We start from the raw sequence: 16685 nt of genomic DNA, 5'->3' as shown, positions 1-16685 counted from the left end.
ATGTCCGCCACCACAGATCTCACCGACCCCGCAGTGAGCAAGGCCGAGCCGGTCGCCGTGGACGCCACGCGCCGCCGGGTCGATTTCGGGCGCTTCCGTGAACTGTCCCTGGTCCCGGCGATCCTCTTCCTCGGCCTGATCGGGTTCATCGTCTCGCCGGCCTTCCTGACCGCCGACAACCTCATCGGTGTGGCCCAGCAGTCCACCGAACTGAGCCTGCTGGTGCTCGCCACGACCTTCATCCTGGTCGCCCGACGGATGGACCTGTCACTCGAGTCCACCATCGGTGTGGCTCCCGTCATCGCCGTGTGGCTCGTCCTGCCGAGCAGCGGCGGCCGGTTCAACGGGCTCGGTCTCTTTCCCGAGTGGACGGCGATACCCCTCTGTCTGCTGGTCGGCGTGGTGATCGGTGCCGTCAACGGCTTCCTCATCCTCAAGCTGCGCCTCAACGGCTTCATCGTCACCCTCGGCGCCCTGACCATGCTCCGAGGCCTCCAGGTCGCCCTCTCCGAGGGCCAGTCGATCGTCGAGCTGCCCTCCTCCTTCACCTACTTGGGCAAGGCGTCCTGGCTGGGTGTACCCGCGGCCATCTGGGTGTGCGCCGTGCTCTTCGCCCTCGGCGGCAGTGCACTGGCCTGGCTGCGTCACGGCCGGGCGCTGTACGCGATCGGCGGCAACGCGGAGGCGGCCCGTACCGCGGGCATCCGCGTCGACCGCATCGTGTGGAGCGTCCTCATCATCGGCAGCGTCCTCGCCGCGTTCGCCGGGATTCTCTACAGCGGCCACTACGGCTCCATCTCCGCCACCCAGGGCAGCGGCTGGATCTTCCAGGTCTTCGCCGCGACCGTCATCGGCGGGGTCAGCCTCAACGGCGGCAAGGGCTCGGTGTTCGGCGCCCTCACCGGCGTCCTCACCCTCCAACTGGTCGTGAACGTCATGACCCTGGCGGGAGTGCCGGCGCTGTGGAACCAGTTCCTCAACGGGGCCATCATCATCGTCGCTTTGATCATCTCCCGGTTCGCCTCCGGCGAGAAGCAGGAATAGCCCCGCACCGCGAGCGGCTCCGCCGGTCCGCGTCGGGCCGGGCAAAGTCGCCGGCCGGCGCGTCCCCCACTCAGAGAGGCACCCTCGTGGCACTGACGGACGAGGCGATCGACAAGATCAAGGCGATGATCGTCGCCGGGGAACTCGCGCCCGGCTCCCGGCTGCCCAAGGAGGAGATCCTCGCCGGACAGCTCGGCCTGTCCCGGAACTCCCTGCGTGAGGCCGTCCGGGCGCTGACCGCCATGCGCATCCTGATCACCCGTCAGGGCGACGGCACATACGTCTCCAGCCTGGAGCCCCACCTCCTGCTGGAGAGCCTCTCCTTCGCCGCCGACGTCTCCCATGGCCACACGGCTCTGCAGTTGCTCCAAGTGCGACGCCTGCTCGAACCGCAGGCGACGGGGCTGGCGGCCGCGCTGCTCAAGCCGGAGGACCTCAGGGAACTGCGCAACATCCTCAAGCGGTCTCGGACCGTCGCCACCGTGGAGGAGTTCGTCGCCCACGACATCGCCTTCCACCTCAGGATCGTCGAAGCGGTCGGCAACCCCGTGCTGTCGATGCTGCTGCAAGTGCTCTCCACCCGCACCCAGCGTGTCCGCATCGTCCGCGGCAGCCAGACCAGGGACGCCCTGAACAACGCTCACGAGGACCACGAGCAGATCCTCAGCGCGCTGCAGTCACGCGACGCTGCTCGCCGCCGCTGCGGCGACCGTCCACATCACGGCCGTGGAGCAGTGGCTTTCCACGAGTCTGACCGATGACCCGCTGCGAGCGATCGACGACTGACCTCGCCCTTCCCTCCGCCCCCGCCGCCATCCGGTTTCCCCCTCCCATGCCCCGACCGGGTGGCGGCGGGCCATTTCGGTCACGGTCCATCCGGTCAGGAGACTCGCTCAGGCTCCTTGGGCTGCGCCGCGGGGGTCTTCTGGAGAGACGTGCCCTCGACGTCGAGATCGGGCAGGACACGGCCCAGCCAGGCGGGCAGCCACCAGGCGTGTCGTCCGGCGAGGGCGAGGACTGCCGGTACGAGGGTCAGGCGGACGGCGAAGGCGTCGATGGCCACGCCGACGGCCAGCGCGAAGGCGATGGGCTTGATCAGGGCGTCGTCGAGGGGGAAGAACCCGGCGAAGACGGTGAACATGATCAGGGCCGCCGCGGTGACGACCCGCACGCTGTGCCGCGCGCCTTCGGTCACGGACCGGCGTGCCCTGCCGGTGTGGACCCATTCCTCCCGCATGCCTGAGACCAGGAACACCTCGTAGTCCATGGCGAGTCCGAAGAGCACGCCGATCAGGATGATCGGCAGGAAACTGACGACGGGACCGGTGTGGGCCAGGCCGAAGGTGTCCGCCAGCCAGCCCCACTGGAACAGGGCGACGACCGTGCCGAGCGAGGCGGCCACCGACAGCAGGAATCCGACGGCGGCCTTGAGCGGGATGACCAGCGAGCGGAACACCATGGTCAGCAGGATCAGGCTGAGACCGACCACGATCGCGATGAACGGCAGCAGGGAGTCGCTGAGCCGGTTGGAGACATCGATGTTGACGGCGGTGGTTCCGGTGACCGCGACGGAGGCTCCGGTGGCCTCATGGATGCCCGGCGCGGCGGCTCGGATGTCGCGGACGAGTCGGTCGGTGCGGGCGCTGTCGGGACCGGTCTCGGGGACGACCTGGATGACGCTCTGCGCGCGGTCGCGGGTGGGCTGCGGCGGCAGCACCGCCTTGACTCCCTTGAGAGCCGCCAGCCTCTGTGCGGCCTGAGCACCCGCCTGTGCACCGGAGTTGTCGCCGGTCTCGGTCAGCACCAGGAGCGGGCCGTTGAAGCCGGGGCCGAACTTGTCGCTGACCACGTCGTAGGCCTTGCGCTCGGTGGAGCTGACCGGGGCCGAACCGTTGTCCGGCAGGGCGAGGCGCAGGTCTGCCGCCGGGAGGGCGAGCGCGGTGAGGATGCCCACGACGCCCAGAAGGGTCAGCCAAGGCCTGGCGACGGCCGTCTTCACCCAGCGGGCGCCCAGGGCGGCCCGTCCGGTGGACGCGTCGGGGCCGGCCGCTCGCTGTGCCGCCTTGCCGCCGCGCTGGGGAGTCAGCCGGGCACCGGCGAATCCGGCGATGGCCGGGAGCAGGGTGATCGCGGCCAGGACGGCGACGAGGACGGCTCCTGCGGCACCGAGACCCATCGTGGTCAGGAACGGGATGCCGATGACACCGAGTGCGGCCAAGGCGATGATCACGGTGCTGCCGGCGAAGACCACCGCGCTGCCGGCTGTTCCGTTGGCCAGCGCCATGGACTCCTGGGGGTCCATGCCACGGGCGAGTTGCTGGCGGTGGCGGGAGAGGATGAACAGGACGTAGTCGATGCCGACGGCCAGGCCCAGCATCAGCGCGAGGGTGACCGCCGTGGAGGAGATGCCTACCGCCGGGGAGAGGGCGAGCAGCCCGGTCAGTCCGACCGCCACACCGAGCAGGGCCGGCAGCAGCGACATGCCGGCGGCGAGCAGCGAGCCGAACGTGACGACGAGGACGACCAAGGCGACGACGACACCGATGATCTCCGACGGGCCGATGTGGACACCGTTGCTGCCGAAGACACTCCCGCCCACGAAGGTCTTGAGCCCGCTCCGCTCCGCCGCCTCGGCCGCCTGCTCGATCGCGTCCAGCGATGAGGCGCGCACCTCTGCCCGCTGCTGCGAGTACTGCACCTGCACGATCGCCGTGGTCCGGTCGGCTGACACGGCGCCGGAGGCGCCCGGGCCTATGACGGTACCGACCTGGGGCGCCTTCGCGGCCGCCGACTCGAATCGGGCGATGACCGTCCCGTAGGACTTCTCGGTGACGCGATGGCCCTCGGGTGCGGTGAAGACGATCTGGGCGTCCGCTCCGGAGGCCTCGGGCAGTGTCGTGCCGAGCGTGTCCAGCGCCCGTTGTGACTCAGTGCCCGGCACGGTGAAGCGGTCGTCGAGCTTGGCGCCGAAGACGCTGACGCACGTGACGAGCGCGGCGAGGACCACGAGCCAGATGCCCAGCACCAGCTTGCGGTGGCGGTAGGCACTGCGGCCCAGCCGATGGAGCAGGACGGCCATGGCTAACTCCCTGGAGTCGGTGAGGGGATCGGTTTGAGCGGCCGACTTTATCAGTCGCTCAAGTCACTTGGCCTTGTCGATCGAATAACTTAGGTCACACCTCAGTCAAGACACCTCTGAACAGCGATTTCTCCTCACCCGAGAAATCCAGTCGGACGACATGACCGCACGATCTTGTCGAGTGACAAAGAATGATCATGAGCAGCAGGCGGACCACGGACGTCATGGTGATCGGTGCGGGGCCGGCCGGGCTGACCGCGGCCCTGGAGCTCGTCGCGGCGGGCACGTCAGTGGCCGTCCTCGAAGCCCGTGACCGGGTCGGCGGCCGGCTGCTCGACCACGACCTCGGCGACGGCCACGTCACGGAGATCGGAAGGCAGTTCGTCGGCCCCACCCAGGACCACATCCTGGCACTGGCCCAGGAAGTGGGCGTGGGCACCTACCAGGCCGTCGTCCCCCGCGAGACCCTCTATGTCCACGACGGCAAGGCCAAGCACTTCTCCGGCCACACCCCGCCCGACCTGCTCGCCCTGCCGGACATGCGCATCGCCCTGGCTCGCATCGCCAAGGATCGGGGCGCCTCGGCCGCGCTCTCCTCGACGAGCAGGCTGACCGCGGTCGGCGCCCCGGGAAGGCCACTGACGGGCGAGGCGGCCGAATGTGAGCTGTCGGTCGGCCCGACGTGAGCGTCTTCGCCCGGCTCAAACCGATCGCGCTCGACGCCTACGCCCGGATCGCCGTGTGTCCGTCCGGTGGTCGTCGAGCGGCGGGACGGCTTTTCGGCGGCAGCAGGGCTTATCTGTGCGGAACCGACCGTCGCCCGGGCGGTGGCCATGCCGCCGGGGCGGACGAGCGCGGCCGAGAGGGCCGCGCTCGCAGACGGCAGGTGCGGGCCGCCACGGTCGACAGACGGTCCCGCCGTCCGGCCGCGTCCTCGACGCCGGGCACGGACCTCCGGTCAAGCCCCGAACGTCCACAGCAGGTTGGTGCTGTCCTGCCACGTCCACTGCTTGGCCACGGCCCCTTCGGAGACCATGCCGCCGCCGTCGAGGGCCAGCCCCGTGCTGCGGTTGCGGATCGAGTACCGGCCCTGACCGCGGTCGGTGATCTGCCACTGCTGGTTGGTGCCGCCGTTCCAGGGAGCCTGCCGGACCGGGTCGCCGTTGTTGGTGGCGCCCCAGCCGTCGGCGGCCATGCCGTTGCCGCGGTTGACGAGCCGGTAGTAGCCGTTTCCGAGGTCGATCGCCTGCCACTGGACATTGGGGTGGTCTATCGGCTCCCACTGCTTCAGGTTCGAGCCGCTGGAGAAGCTGCCGCCGCTGTCCAGCACCAGGCCGCTGGTGACGTTGCCCAGGCGGAAGTACGTGGCCGGGTTGAACGTCACCTTCAGCGAGGCGATGGCGTCATTGTTGCCGGTCGCCCGGAGGTCGGCGGCGTTCGAGGTGAACGTCCAGGCGGTGCCGGTGAAGTTGTCACCGGAGTAGCCCGTCACGCGGTAGCCGTTGGGCACCAGGATGGAGGAGGCCATCGCGGGCCCCAGACCGGCGGCGGACAGCTGGGAGGAAGTGTAGCTGCCCAGTTGCAGAACGCCGCGGGTGCCTTGGTAGTCGACGTTCTGGAACACCGACGGTGAGACCCTCGTGGGCATGCCCTGGACCTCGACGCACACCACGGGGAGGGTGACGTTCGGCGCGGTGGCCGGCACGGAGACATTGATCTGGTCGGTGACGGTGTACGAGAGCGAGACCGAGGGGTTGTTCAGCAGATGGACGCGGTTGATCGTGTTGTCGACCCTCGGGATCCGCAGCTGGCCGTTCGTGGGCCAGGTGAAGACATGGGCGAAGAGCTTGCCGCTCTTCTTGGTGACCTTCCCCCATGCGGGTTCGCCGGCGAACGGGCTGCCGCTGGTGCCGTAAATGCTGTCGCTGTGCGTCGACATCCATGAGGCCAGGCCGTTCAGGACGGTCTGGGATCCCGCTGTGACCGAGCCATCGCCCTTGGGGCCGATGTTCAGCAGGAGGTTGCCGTCCCGGGAGACAACCGTGACGAGCTCCTGGACGATGTCCTTGACGGATCGGTAGGAGTTCTCCTTCGCCGCGTTGTAGCCCCATGCGTCGTTCATGGTGACGCACCGCTCCCACGGCCGGCCCAGCGGCTCGTCGGGTATCCCGAACTCCGCGACCGTGTAGTCACCGAGACGGTGACCCCGCTTGACCCGCTCGTTGACGATGAGGCCGGGCTTGCGGGCGATCAGCCAGTTGTAGAGGTCGACGCCGTCCGATTCCAGCCACCAGTTCTCGAGGGTGGGGCTGGAGGGCTCGCCGAACCAGTCGCCGTCGAACCACAGCACCGCCGGGTCGTAGCGGTCCAGCAGTTCCTGAAGCTGCGCCTTCATGTCGGCGATGTAGCCCGTGCGGGCGGCCTGCGACGACATCGTCGTGAGGCCGTTGTCGTGGCGATCGGTCTGGGAAGGGTGGCTCCAGTCGAGGATCGAGTAGTACAGGCCGAACCTGATCCCGCGGCTCTCGCACTCGGTCTTGAGGCTCATGAGCGGGTCGCTCTGGATGCCGTTGAAGTCGCGCAGGTTGTACTGCTTGGTGCCGGTGGTGTCGGTGAAGCCCGCGACGTTGGAGTCCCACATCGCGTAGCCCTCGTGGTGCTTGGCGGTGATCACGAGGTACTTCATGCCGGCGTTCTTGGCCAGCTCGGCGATCTGGGAGGCGTTGAACTGGCTCGGGTTGAAGTTCTGGGTGACCTGGGTCTGGTAGTTCGCCTTGCTCCACTGCTGGGTGGTGAACGCCCACTCGCCCTGGCCGAGCTGCGAGTACGACCCGTAGTGGATGAACATCCCGAACCGCGCCTGGTACCACCAGTCCAGCTTCGAGGGGACGGTGTACGCCTCGGCGGTGGAAGGCCACAAGACCTGCGGCAGCCCGAAGGCCGCCACTCCTCCGGCAAGGGCGGCGGCCTTCATCAGAGAGCGTCTGCTGAGGGGAGCTGAGGACATGGGTGCGACTCCATGTGTCAAGGGGGGAGGGAGGGCGGGGAGTTGGGAGCGGAACTCCGGCCTGAGCACTCTGTTCCGCGCAGAGTCGAAGAGAGACATCGGATGTATGTATATGGGCGAGGTGGCAGCCACGTCTAGGGGTGGGATAGAAGTCCCTGACAGAAGCGATTCTCTGGAGCATTCTCGAAGGTGACGAGAGCCTGAGGGGCGGCTACGCCGACGAGGATTCCCTACACATCGGATCTATAAGCGGGTCGATCCGCCGGAAGGGCGTGCACACACTGAATACGTAGCCATGCGCAGAGGACTGGCTCAGGACACCAGGGGTCGTACAGGGGGCTCCGGCGGCCAGAGCATGCGACCGATGGCGTCCGGTGCCTACGGTGGCCACCCAGCAGAAGGTGAGTGCGATGTCCCTTGCCCCCGGCCCGGCAGACCCTCCCGGCACCAGCCGCAGCACGTCGGCGACGATCCAGCCGAACATCCTGCGCTGTCTCGTCGTGGTCGCCGACGAGCGCGGCGTCGATCTGCGCCCCCTGCTGCAGCAGATGGGACTGGACGAGACGGTCATGCGCTCCGCCGCGCTGCGGGTGTCGTACCGGCAGGGCAGCGCGGTGATCCGTCGGGCGCTGGAGCTCACCGGGGACGAGCACCTGGGGCTGAAGGTCGGCGCGGCGCAGCACCTGACCGCATGGGGGCTGCTCGGCTTCGCCCTGATGGCCGACGACACGCTTCAGCACGCCATCGAGACCGGGGTGAAATACCAGAACCTGTCCGGGGCGATGGTGGTGTGGTCGGCCTGTGCGGGTGAGCAGGACGACGCCTTCGAGCTGCGCGCCGATCTTCCCGATCCCGCCATGGACCCGGCCGTGGCCTCCTTCCTGAGCGAGGAGGCGTTCGCGTCCGTGGTCACCCTGTCCCGGTTGGCCGTCGACCGGGCCTTCGCGCCACGGGCGGTGGAGTTCTCGTGTCCGCCACCGCGCCGACTCGACCTCCACGAGGCGCTGTTCCGCTGTCCGGTCCGCTTCGCTGCCCCCGCGAACCGCATGGTCATCGACGGCGCGTGGGCCCGTACCCCGATGCCCGGCCGGGATTCGGTGAGCTACGCGTCGACGCTGGAGATGCTCGACGCGCAGATGTCTTCCCGCCGTGATCAGCAGGATCTGCTGGAGGTCCTGGAGGTCTCCGTCGCGCAGAGCCTCCCGGTGGTGCCGTCGTTCGGCGAGCAGGCGCGACGGTACGCGACGAGCGAGCGGACGCTGCGCCGTCGTCTGGCCGACTGCGGCACGACGTACGAGGCACTCGTCGAGGGAGTGCGCCGGGAACGTGTCGAGCAGCTGTTGCTGCGCCCGGAAATGACACTGCGCGACATCGCCCGCCGGGCGGGCTTCTCCGACGAACGCGCGCTGCGTCGCGCGGTACACCGCTGGCACGGCGCCTCCCCCGGCCGCCTGCGGGAGCGGATTCGTTCGGATCGCCTCTGAGGGCGAGGTCAGCGGGTGCGGATCCAGATCGTCTTCTCCCGGGTCCATTGATCGAAGGCATCGGTGGACTTCTCCACGCCACCGAATCCGGACTGCTTCCAGCCGCCGAAGGGGGTGGTGATGTCGCCCTCGCTGTAGGCGTTGACGGAGACCACGCCGGCCTCGATGCCGCGGGCCAGCCGCAGCGCGGTGTCGAGGTCGCGGGTCCAGACCGAGGCGGCGAGCCCGTACTCGGTGGCGTTGGCCCTGCGTACCGCCTCGTCCTCGCAGGTGAAGGTCTGGACGGTGACGACGGGGCCGAACAACTCCTTGGTGAGGACGTCGCTGTCGTCGGGGGCTCGGGTGATCACGGTGGGCGGGTAGTAGGCGCCGCGCGGAGGCAACCCGTGGGGCAGTCCCCCGGTGTGGATCTGGGCCCCGCCGGCCCGGGCGGCTTCCACGACTCCCGCGACCCGGTCGAAGGCGGTGTGGTCGATGAGCGGCCCCATCTGCGTGCGCGGGTCGGCCGGATCGCCGATGACGAGTTCCCTAGCCGCGGCCGTGAACCTCTCCAGGACCTCCTCGGCGATACTGCGGTGCACCAGAACCCGGGAGCCGGCCGTGCAGTTCTGCCCCATGGTCAGGAACGCGGCCTCGATCATGTTGTCGATGAGTTCGTCGCCGTAGGACAGCGCGTCGGCCATCAGCACCTGGGGGCTCTTGCCGCCCATCTCCAGCGAGACGCGCTTGAAGTTGCTCTCGGCGGCGTCCTTGAGGATGCGGCGGCCGGTCGCGGTGGACCCGGTGAAGGACAGCGTTCCTACCTGGGGGTTACGGGCGAGGGCCGCGCCGGCTTCCCGGCCGTACCCGGGCAGCACGGTGAGCACCCCGCCGGGCAGCCGGCCTCGGCGGCGAGCGCGGCCAGGTGCAGGGCCGAGCGCGGGGTCGCCTCCGCGGGCTTGACCAGCAGACAGTTGCCTGCGGCCAGGGCCGGTCCGACCTTCCATGCGGTCATGGCGAGCGGGTAGTTCCACGGCAGGATCGCCGCGACGACCCCGACCGGTTCGCGGCTCATGAGACCGAGGCCTTCATGCCCGCTCGGCGCGATGCGGCCGAAGAGCTTGTCGGCCGCATCGGCGAACCAGCGGATCGACTCGATCGCGCCCGGTACGTCACCCGTACGGCACTCCGTGACCGGCTTGCCCGCGTCCTCGCTGTCCAGCCGGGCGAGGATCTCCGCGTCGCGTTCCATGAGGCCGGCCAGCCGGAGCAGCACCGCGCCGCGCTCGCGGACCGGCAGCCGCGACCACACCCCGGTGTCGTGGACCTGCCGGGCCCGCTCGGCGGCCGTGGCGACGTCGTCGGCGCTCGCGGCGGGCAGGGTGGTGAGGGGCTCACCGGTGGCGGGGTTGACGACCTGCAGCATCTCGTTCGTGGTCATGCTTCCTCCACCAGCTCCCAGCGCCCGTCGGTCCGGCGGGCGAGTCCGCGCCCGCGGAGTTCCTCCAGATAGCGGGCCATGCCGCGGTCACCGCGCTTGCGGAACAGCGGGAAGACCCGGGGCAGCAGGTTCGGCGCGAGCATCGCGAACCGCACCAGACGGGACTCACCGGCCCGGGGGTAGGCCTCCAGCCGGGGCTTGTCCAGTAGGCTCACCACGGCCGCGACGACGTCGGCGGGCTGCTGGGGCCGGTCCTGGAACTGCAGGGAGTTCCCGCCGTCCACGGCCTCCTGACGCAGCATCCGGGTGTCGGTCGCCGACGGGAGCACCGAACCGGCCAGAATGCCCTTGCTCCGCAGGTCGAGCCCGATTGCCAGCATCGCGCCACGCAGCCCGAACTTGGAAGCGGTGTAGATCGGCGTCTCGCCCAGCGGGAAGATCCCGCCGAGGGAGACCGTGGTGACCACTCGGGGGTCCCGGGAAGCCATGAGAAGGGGAATGGCGATCCGGGTCGCGACCAGAGGTGAGGTGAGATTGAGGGTGATCTCCCGCTCGATGCTCTCGACACTGCGGACGTCGAAGCGTTCCGCGCTGGTCATGCCCACGTTGTTGACCAGTACGTCGAGGCGACCGTGGTCTTCGGCGACCACCTCGAACAGCCGCTCCACCTTGGCGCGCTCCAGCAGGTCGCATCCGATGCCCTTGTGCCCGGCGCCCGGAAGGTCCGCGGCCACGTTCATGGCGCGGGACCCGTCGATATCGACGACGATGCAGTGGGCGCCGCCGGAGGCGAAGCGGCGGCACAGCGCGCTCCCGATGCCGCCCGCGCCGCCGGTCACCAGGATGACTTTGCCGGTGAAGTCGAACCCGCTCATGCCGTCGCCTCCGCGGGTCGCGAGGGCCGTACCCGCGGCGGTCGGCCCTCGGTACTCCAGCCCAGCTGTCCCGCGACCTTGCCCAGGTACTTCACGAAGGCCCCGCTGTCGACGTAGCCGGTGTGACGGGGCGAGTCGACGAACTTCAGCCCGCCGGACAGATCCGGCCGGTCGGTGCGGATCATGCGGGCGAAGCGCTCCGCGTTCGGCAGCCGGTGCCGCGCGTCGTGAAGGTACCCGGCGATCAGCTGCGCCTGGGCGTCGAAGAGCTGGTACGCACCGGAGTTGGTCTCGACGAAGCCGATGCCGAACAGGCCCTCGTGCTCGCGCGAGAACGACGACAGGTACAGGTCCGGGTGCTGCTCGTCGCCGAAGTACCGCTGCGCGACCGGCACTTTGTGGACGTAGCCGGTGGCCAGCAGGACGAGATCGAAGTCGTCGCTCGTGCCATCGGTGAAGTGCACGGTCCTGCCCTCGGCGCGGGAGATCCCGGGCTTGGCGGTGATGTCGCCGTGCTGGAGGTGGTGGATCAGCAACGAGTTGATGGCCGGGTGGGTCTCGAACAGCTTGTGGTCCGGCTTCGGCAGCCCCAGCCGCGTCGGGTCGCCGTTGATGATCCGGAGGAGGCCGCCGAAGACCCGCTGCGCCAGCCACATCGGCAGGTGCGGGCCGCTGTTGGCGATGGTGTCCACCGGCCGGCCGAAGAGGTGCTTGGGGATGAACCAGTACCCGCGCCGCATGCTGATCACCGCATGGTCCGCGCTCCGGGCCGCGTCGCAGGCTATGTCGCAGCCGGAGTTCCCGGCGCCGACGACCAGGACGCGCTTGCCCCGCAGCTCCTCCGCGCTGCGATAGCCGACGGTGTGCCGCACTTCTCCGCTGAACTCCCCCGGCAGTTCGGGGATGTTGGGGTGCCACTGCGAGCCCGTGCACACGACGACCTGCCCATGCACGCTCTCCCGCCCGTCGGCCCGCGTGACCGTCCAGGTGCCGTCCGCGTTCTTCTCGACACCGTCGACCTCTACGCCGAACTCGATGCGGTCGGTGAGCCCGTAGGCATCGGCGAAGGACGTCAGATACGACAGGATCTGCCGGTGCGGCGGATAGTCCGCGAAGTGGTCGGGCATCGGGAAACCGCCGAACCCCGAGAGTGTCCTGCTGGAAATGAAGTGGGCCGACTCGTACATCGGGCTGCCGGGACTGTCGATGTCCCAGATGCCGCCGGGCCCGGTGTGCCGCTCCAGGTGGGTGTACGGCAGATTCCGCTCCGCGAGGGCTCTGGCGACCGCCAGCCCGGCGGGTCCCGCCCCGATCACGCACGTATCAAACTGGCTTTCCTGCACGGCCTGCCTCCTCGTTCATCCCGCTTCACGGGCTTGGAGGAAACGTATTCACCGGGCATCCGGCGAGAACTGACCCGCGCGGCCACGGACCGGACATCAGCGGCCGCGTGGGGGCACCCGCCGCCTCACGCGCGCGCTGTCGTTCCAAAGAGTGGGGCTTCGCCTGAGGTCAGGTACTCCCTCAGCCAATGCTCGGTGTTGCTCACGTGAAGCAGGGCTGCGGCCTGGCTGAGGGCGGAGTCACGGGTGGACAGCGCGTTGAAGATCGCCTCGTGCTCTGCGAGCGTGCGGCCCGCGGCCTTGTCGTCGACCAGGCCCCGCCAGATGCGGGCCCGCAGGGTGCGGCCGGAGATCCCTTCCAGGAGGGTGAGGAGCGTTTCGTTGCCCGTGGCCGAGATGACGGCCCGGTGGAAGGCGGCGTCATGAGCGTTGAGCCGTTCGACGTCGTCACGGGCCTCACGCATGGCATCCAGGTGCCGCTTCACTTCAGCCAGTTGAGCGTCGGAGATCCGAGTGGCGGCAAGCGCCGTCGCGACCGGTTCGAGGAGCCTTCGTGTCTCCATGAGGTCCAGCAGGGCGGCCGAGTCGCCCTGCATCAGCTCCACGGCCCCGCCGAGCCCCTCCAGCAGCAGGCTCGGCTGCAGGCTGGTCACATAGGTGCCGTCGCCCCGCCGGACCTCCAGGACTCGCGCCACGGCCAGTGCCTTGACCGCTTCACGGGCCAGGTTCCGGGAGAGGCCCAGCTGTGCGGCCAGGTCCGCCTCCGGAGGGAGCTTCGAGCCGGGAGGAAGGGCGCCGGTGCGGATCAGCTCACGGATCTGCTCGATGGCCTTGTCCGTCAAAGACAACGCGAACTCCTTCCGTGACCGTTCTCGCGGGCACGTCCGACCTGACCGGGTCCTGGGTGCGAAGATCACCCCAGAGGCCATCGGGGACGTGCCGGCGATGGAGTTCTACGTTCCTTGTCACCTGCTCGGGATGCCGCATACCCAGGGGTGATGTCGATCATAGTCGGGTGGCCAGGTCGCAGTTGCGGTGGAGCCACCCCGCCGCCACCTCGGTGCCGGCGGGCCTGCGCTGTGCCGGGGACGGTCTCGCGGTCAGCTCGCCTCGGCGGGAATCGCGGTGGGCTCCAGCCGGCCGTCGGCGAGCGCCAGCACCGCGGAGACGAGGGCTCGCAGGCAGATCTGCTCGGCCTCTTCGTCGGGCAGGGAAAGGTGCTGCATCACGAGGCCGTCGAATCCGGCGAGGAAGTAACGAGCGATGGTCTCCCCGGGCTGGACGAGCGCCTGTCCCGTTCGCTCGGCCGCCTCGGCCACGATCCTCGCCGCCACCTTGGTCACGTCGCGGTAGTGGGCTTGCCGTGCTTCGACAAGAGAGGGTGTGCGCAACGCGAACATCAGGAGTTCCGTCAGCAACTGGTGGCTGGCAGGCTGCTCGCGCACGGTCTGCCACAGGGCAGCGGCCAGAGCGCCGATGGTCTCCTCGAATCCCGCCTGCTCGGGGGTGGCCTGCTCGACCTGCGCGATCAGGTCTGCGGTGAGCCTTTCCATGACGGCGCGGTACAGCTCCTCCTTCGTGCCGAAGGTGTAGTGAACGGTGGCCTGCGCCACGCCGAGCTCGGCCGCGATGGCCCGGGTACTTCCGGCCGCGACACCCTCCCGGGCCATGAGGTCGATGGCCGCTTTGATGAGCTGGGGGCGGCGCTCAGCCGCGGAAACGTGAGCCATGAACCCGAGTATATCGACTCAGTCTATCGATCAAGTTGGGCGACCAAGGCCTGATGCAAGGGGCAACTGGCAGCATCTTTCGATTCATCGGCTGCGGTCCACGACACCACAGGGTGGCGCCACGGACCTGTCGACGGATCCCGCGCACGCCGGTCCCATTTGAGCCGCGGACGAGCTGGCGCGATCCGGGAAACGCTCCGCAGCCTGCATCAACACGGCCCTCGGAAGGGTCACGGAGGAACGGACCGCAGTGTTTCATCACCGCGAAGGCATGGATCAAGCACCTGACACCCCTGAGACGCGATCGGCGCCCGACCACTCGGAGCGCTCAGGCGGAGCGAAACATTTCGAAGTGAAAAGCGAATCATGCGAGAGGTATTGACGGGCCTCTCCAGCCTTTGATCCTTCAGGTTGCTCGATGTGTCGGCAGTGGTCCGACATCCCGAACGAGATGGACGGGTCCGGCCGAGATGGACGGGCCCGGCCGCTGCGCTATCGCGAGACGAAGCACGCCCCCACACACAGCACGTCAGCACAGCGCCCCCCTCCTCGGCCGTGAGACTCGCCGAGTCACAGCGCCCACCAGCAACGGCTCGGCCACACAAGGAGACCGACATGGATATGTCATGCCCTCATCAAGACATGGGACGCCGTCGAGCGCTGGCCGCAGCCGCCGGCGGTTCGTTCACGTTCGGCCCCGCCGACCAGATCGTGAACCGGGCGACGGCCCGCGGTCAGCGCGTGCGGCCACACCACTCCTGGGACGTGGTGACCGAGGCCTTCGCCGACGGCGGCAGCGGCCAGCACCGCCCCTCGGTGTTCCAGAACCTGCTGGGCGACGGCTTCATCGAGCAGGCCTTCCGCACGGCCGCGGCGAAGCGGGCCGACGCCGAGACTGCCGACGCCCAGCCGGCCGGCTCCCGTTCGCCCGGGTCCGCCGCCGCGCTGCCCTCCCGCTTCTCTTGGAGGTGATGCGAAACCAGGCTTGCACGCACAGTGCCGAGCTGTGAGACCCGTCTGCAACTGAATAGGCGGCAGTCCAACATTGATGAGGACGGGCGGCGGAGTGGAGCGAGCTGCGCAGGTGCTCCGCGTGACTTCCGCCGTCCGGGCGGTTGAAGGCCATGTCCGGCGGGCCCGGCGATGAATTCCGGGATCGTGCTGGGTCCATATGGGTGCGACGATCAACCCCATGCAAGGAGAACGGCATGACCGCCACCTACACCTTCGACGTCTTCTCCAGCCTCGACGGCTACGGCGCCGCCAGCGCCAACTGGACCGGCTACTGGGGTAAGCAAGGACCCGAGTTGCTGGACCACCGCCTCGCCCAATACGGAGGGGAGCAGCGGATGGTCTTCGGGGCCCACACCTATCGGGCCTTCGCACAGATGCTGGCCTCGAGCACTGAGGAATCCGACGTGCGCGACCCATGAGTGACGCGGATGAGGAGCCTGCCGACAACGGTCGTGTCGACGACGCTGGAAGACCCCCCTGGACTGGCCGAACGCAACCGTCGTGAGCGGTGAGAGCTCGTCTACCGACCCACCCTCCACTGACCCGTACGGACTTCTGGCCGGCCCCCGGAACTCGCAGGCTCAGACAGGGAGCTGCTCGCCAGGAGTGAGGCCGATCCACGTGTTCGCGTCTTCCAGCACCACGTAGATGGGGTCCTTGTCCGCGTCCCAGTCCATCGGCACGACGAGGTAGCGGCCGTCGCGTTCCAGGAGCAGTCGTAGGCCGGTGTAGCGGTAGCGGTGTCGCCATCCTGTGTTGAAGTCTTCCTCCGCTACCGACTGGGTGGGGAAGGTAAGGCGCTCGGTGCTGTGGACGACGACGCCTGTCCAGCTCACGACCTCGCGCGCACGTGTCCGTGCGTCGTGATCGCCCAACTGCCAGGCGGCCTGAGTGACCGTCCAGAACAGGAAGGCTGCGGCCGCGAGGATCATCACGGATCTGCTGCCACGCTGCCGCGGCTGGTCGCCTTGAGCCGTGCGGCTCTGCCCCAGGAGGAGCCCCAAGGCAATCGTGAGGGGAGCCGTCCACGCATAGGGCTGGACGTACGGCCACATCACCAGCAGCGCCAGCCCGGCAGCGACGACTACAAGGTGCCACTGCGCCAGCAGTTTCCATCCCGCACGCAGGCCGCGCCTCAGCGAGCGGGGAAGGCGCAGGCGCCCGGGGTTCCTTGACGCCTCGATGGCGAGCAGGGCGACGACCACCACGATCAGGACCTCGTACCGCAGCAGATGGAGGCTCTGCAGCACCAGCTGGGCGAAGCCGAATCCGAGGAGGCTCAGCGAGACGTGGTAGTAGGCGTAGTAGGCGCTGGTGTAGATCGCGCCCAGGTAGAACATCAGGGCGGCGATGAAGGATGCCTGCGCCACGACGGCCTTGCCCAGCGTCGCCGCGTCGGCCAGTCCTCGTTCCTCTTGCTCGGGAGTGACGGTGCCGGCGCCGGGCTTGCCCCGCGGCTCCGTCATGTGACCTCAGGAGCCGGCGGCGAATCCGGTACCACCGTCTCGGAGGGGGCCAGCGAAGGCCCTGGGGTAGCCCTGCGCGTACGGGTGGGCGGAGGCGGGGGCGGAGGGATGGACGTTCTGCCGGGGTCCGCCGTCGTGTCGGCAGGCCCGGTAGTGGGGGTCGGATTGCCCAGGGTCGTTGCGGTGGTGGGGGGCGTCTCGGTTTCCGAAGGTGCCGTTTCCG

The 16685-nt window shown here is 68.9% G+C and carries 10 protein-coding genes and 4 pseudogenes; 6 read left to right on the top strand and 8 right to left on the bottom strand.

The features are described from left to right. On the top strand, window positions 1-1044 hold the full coding sequence (locus G3I77_RS27385; RefSeq protein ID WP_248507984.1) for an ABC transporter permease: 1044 nt from the start codon (window positions 1-3) through the stop codon (window positions 1042-1044). Window positions 1045-1130: 86 nt separating this feature from the next. Continuing rightward, window positions 1131-1830, top strand: a pseudogene (locus G3I77_RS27380) (FadR/GntR family transcriptional regulator). Between the two features lie 94 nt (window positions 1831-1924). Here G3I77_RS27380 and G3I77_RS27375 read toward each other — a convergent pair. Continuing rightward, window positions 1925-4123: an MMPL family transporter gene (locus G3I77_RS27375; RefSeq protein ID WP_248507983.1), complete on the bottom strand. Its 2199-nt coding sequence runs from the start codon at window positions 4121-4123 to the stop codon at window positions 1925-1927. A gap of 197 nt (window positions 4124-4320) precedes the next feature. Between G3I77_RS27375 and G3I77_RS27370 the strand changes: the two genes are divergently transcribed. Continuing rightward, window positions 4321-4809, top strand: coding sequence for an FAD-dependent oxidoreductase (locus G3I77_RS27370; protein ID WP_374386936.1), 489 nt, complete (start codon window positions 4321-4323; stop codon window positions 4807-4809). A gap of 272 nt (window positions 4810-5081) precedes the next feature. On the opposite strand, the gene G3I77_RS27365 is transcribed toward G3I77_RS27370, so the two are convergent. Then, window positions 5082-7130, bottom strand: coding sequence for an alpha-L-fucosidase (locus G3I77_RS27365; protein WP_248507982.1), 2049 nt, complete (start codon window positions 7128-7130; stop codon window positions 5082-5084). A 410-nt stretch (window positions 7131-7540) separates the two neighbouring features. Between G3I77_RS27365 and G3I77_RS27360 the strand changes: the two genes are divergently transcribed. Beyond that, entirely contained in the window at window positions 7541-8614 is a 1074-nt protein-coding gene (locus G3I77_RS27360) for an AraC family transcriptional regulator (RefSeq protein WP_248507981.1), read from the top strand. A gap of 8 nt (window positions 8615-8622) precedes the next feature. Here the strand turns inward: G3I77_RS27360 and G3I77_RS27355 are convergent. From G3I77_RS27355 to G3I77_RS27330, 5 genes and pseudogenes are all read right to left on the bottom strand, one after another. After that, window positions 8623-10034: pseudogene (locus tag G3I77_RS27355) on the bottom strand (aldehyde dehydrogenase family protein). Next, entirely contained in the window at window positions 10031-10909 is an 879-nt protein-coding gene (locus tag G3I77_RS27350) for an SDR family NAD(P)-dependent oxidoreductase (protein WP_248507980.1), read from the bottom strand. Before G3I77_RS27350 ends, G3I77_RS27355 begins: the two are co-directional and overlap by 4 nt. After that, a complete protein-coding gene (locus G3I77_RS27345; protein WP_248507979.1) occupies window positions 10906-12252 on the bottom strand; it encodes an NAD(P)/FAD-dependent oxidoreductase in 1347 nt (448 codons plus the stop codon). The genes G3I77_RS27350 and G3I77_RS27345 overlap by 4 nt, the downstream gene beginning before the upstream one ends. Before the next feature lie 125 nt (window positions 12253-12377). Beyond that, the gene (locus G3I77_RS27340; RefSeq protein WP_248507978.1) at window positions 12378-13100 is read right to left on the bottom strand and encodes a FadR/GntR family transcriptional regulator; all 723 of its coding nucleotides are present in this window, start codon (window positions 13098-13100) and stop codon (window positions 12378-12380) included. A gap of 252 nt (window positions 13101-13352) precedes the next feature. Beyond that, window positions 13353-13982, bottom strand: a complete 630-nt coding sequence (locus G3I77_RS27330; RefSeq protein ID WP_248507977.1) for a TetR/AcrR family transcriptional regulator — start codon at window positions 13980-13982, stop codon at window positions 13353-13355. 678 nt (window positions 13983-14660) lie between these two features. Between G3I77_RS27330 and G3I77_RS27325 the strand changes: the two are divergent. Then, window positions 14661-14876 (top strand): annotated as a pseudogene (locus G3I77_RS27325) (endo-1,4-beta-xylanase); the annotation flags it as partial. 314 nt (window positions 14877-15190) lie between these two features. Next, window positions 15191-15512 (top strand): annotated as a pseudogene (locus G3I77_RS27320) (deaminase); the annotation flags it as partial. A gap of 65 nt (window positions 15513-15577) precedes the next feature. Here G3I77_RS27320 and G3I77_RS27315 read toward each other — a convergent pair. Further along, the gene (locus G3I77_RS27315) at window positions 15578-16462 is read right to left on the bottom strand and encodes a hypothetical protein (protein ID WP_248507976.1); all 885 of its coding nucleotides are present in this window, start codon (window positions 16460-16462) and stop codon (window positions 15578-15580) included. Between the last annotated feature and the right edge of the window lie 223 nt (window positions 16463-16685).

Origin of the sequence: Streptomyces sp. D2-8 (assembly GCF_023184515.1) — a bacterium.
Classification (GTDB): Bacteria; Actinomycetota; Actinomycetes; order Streptomycetales; family Streptomycetaceae; genus Streptomyces.
This window is presented reverse-complemented; position numbering and strand designations above follow the sequence as displayed.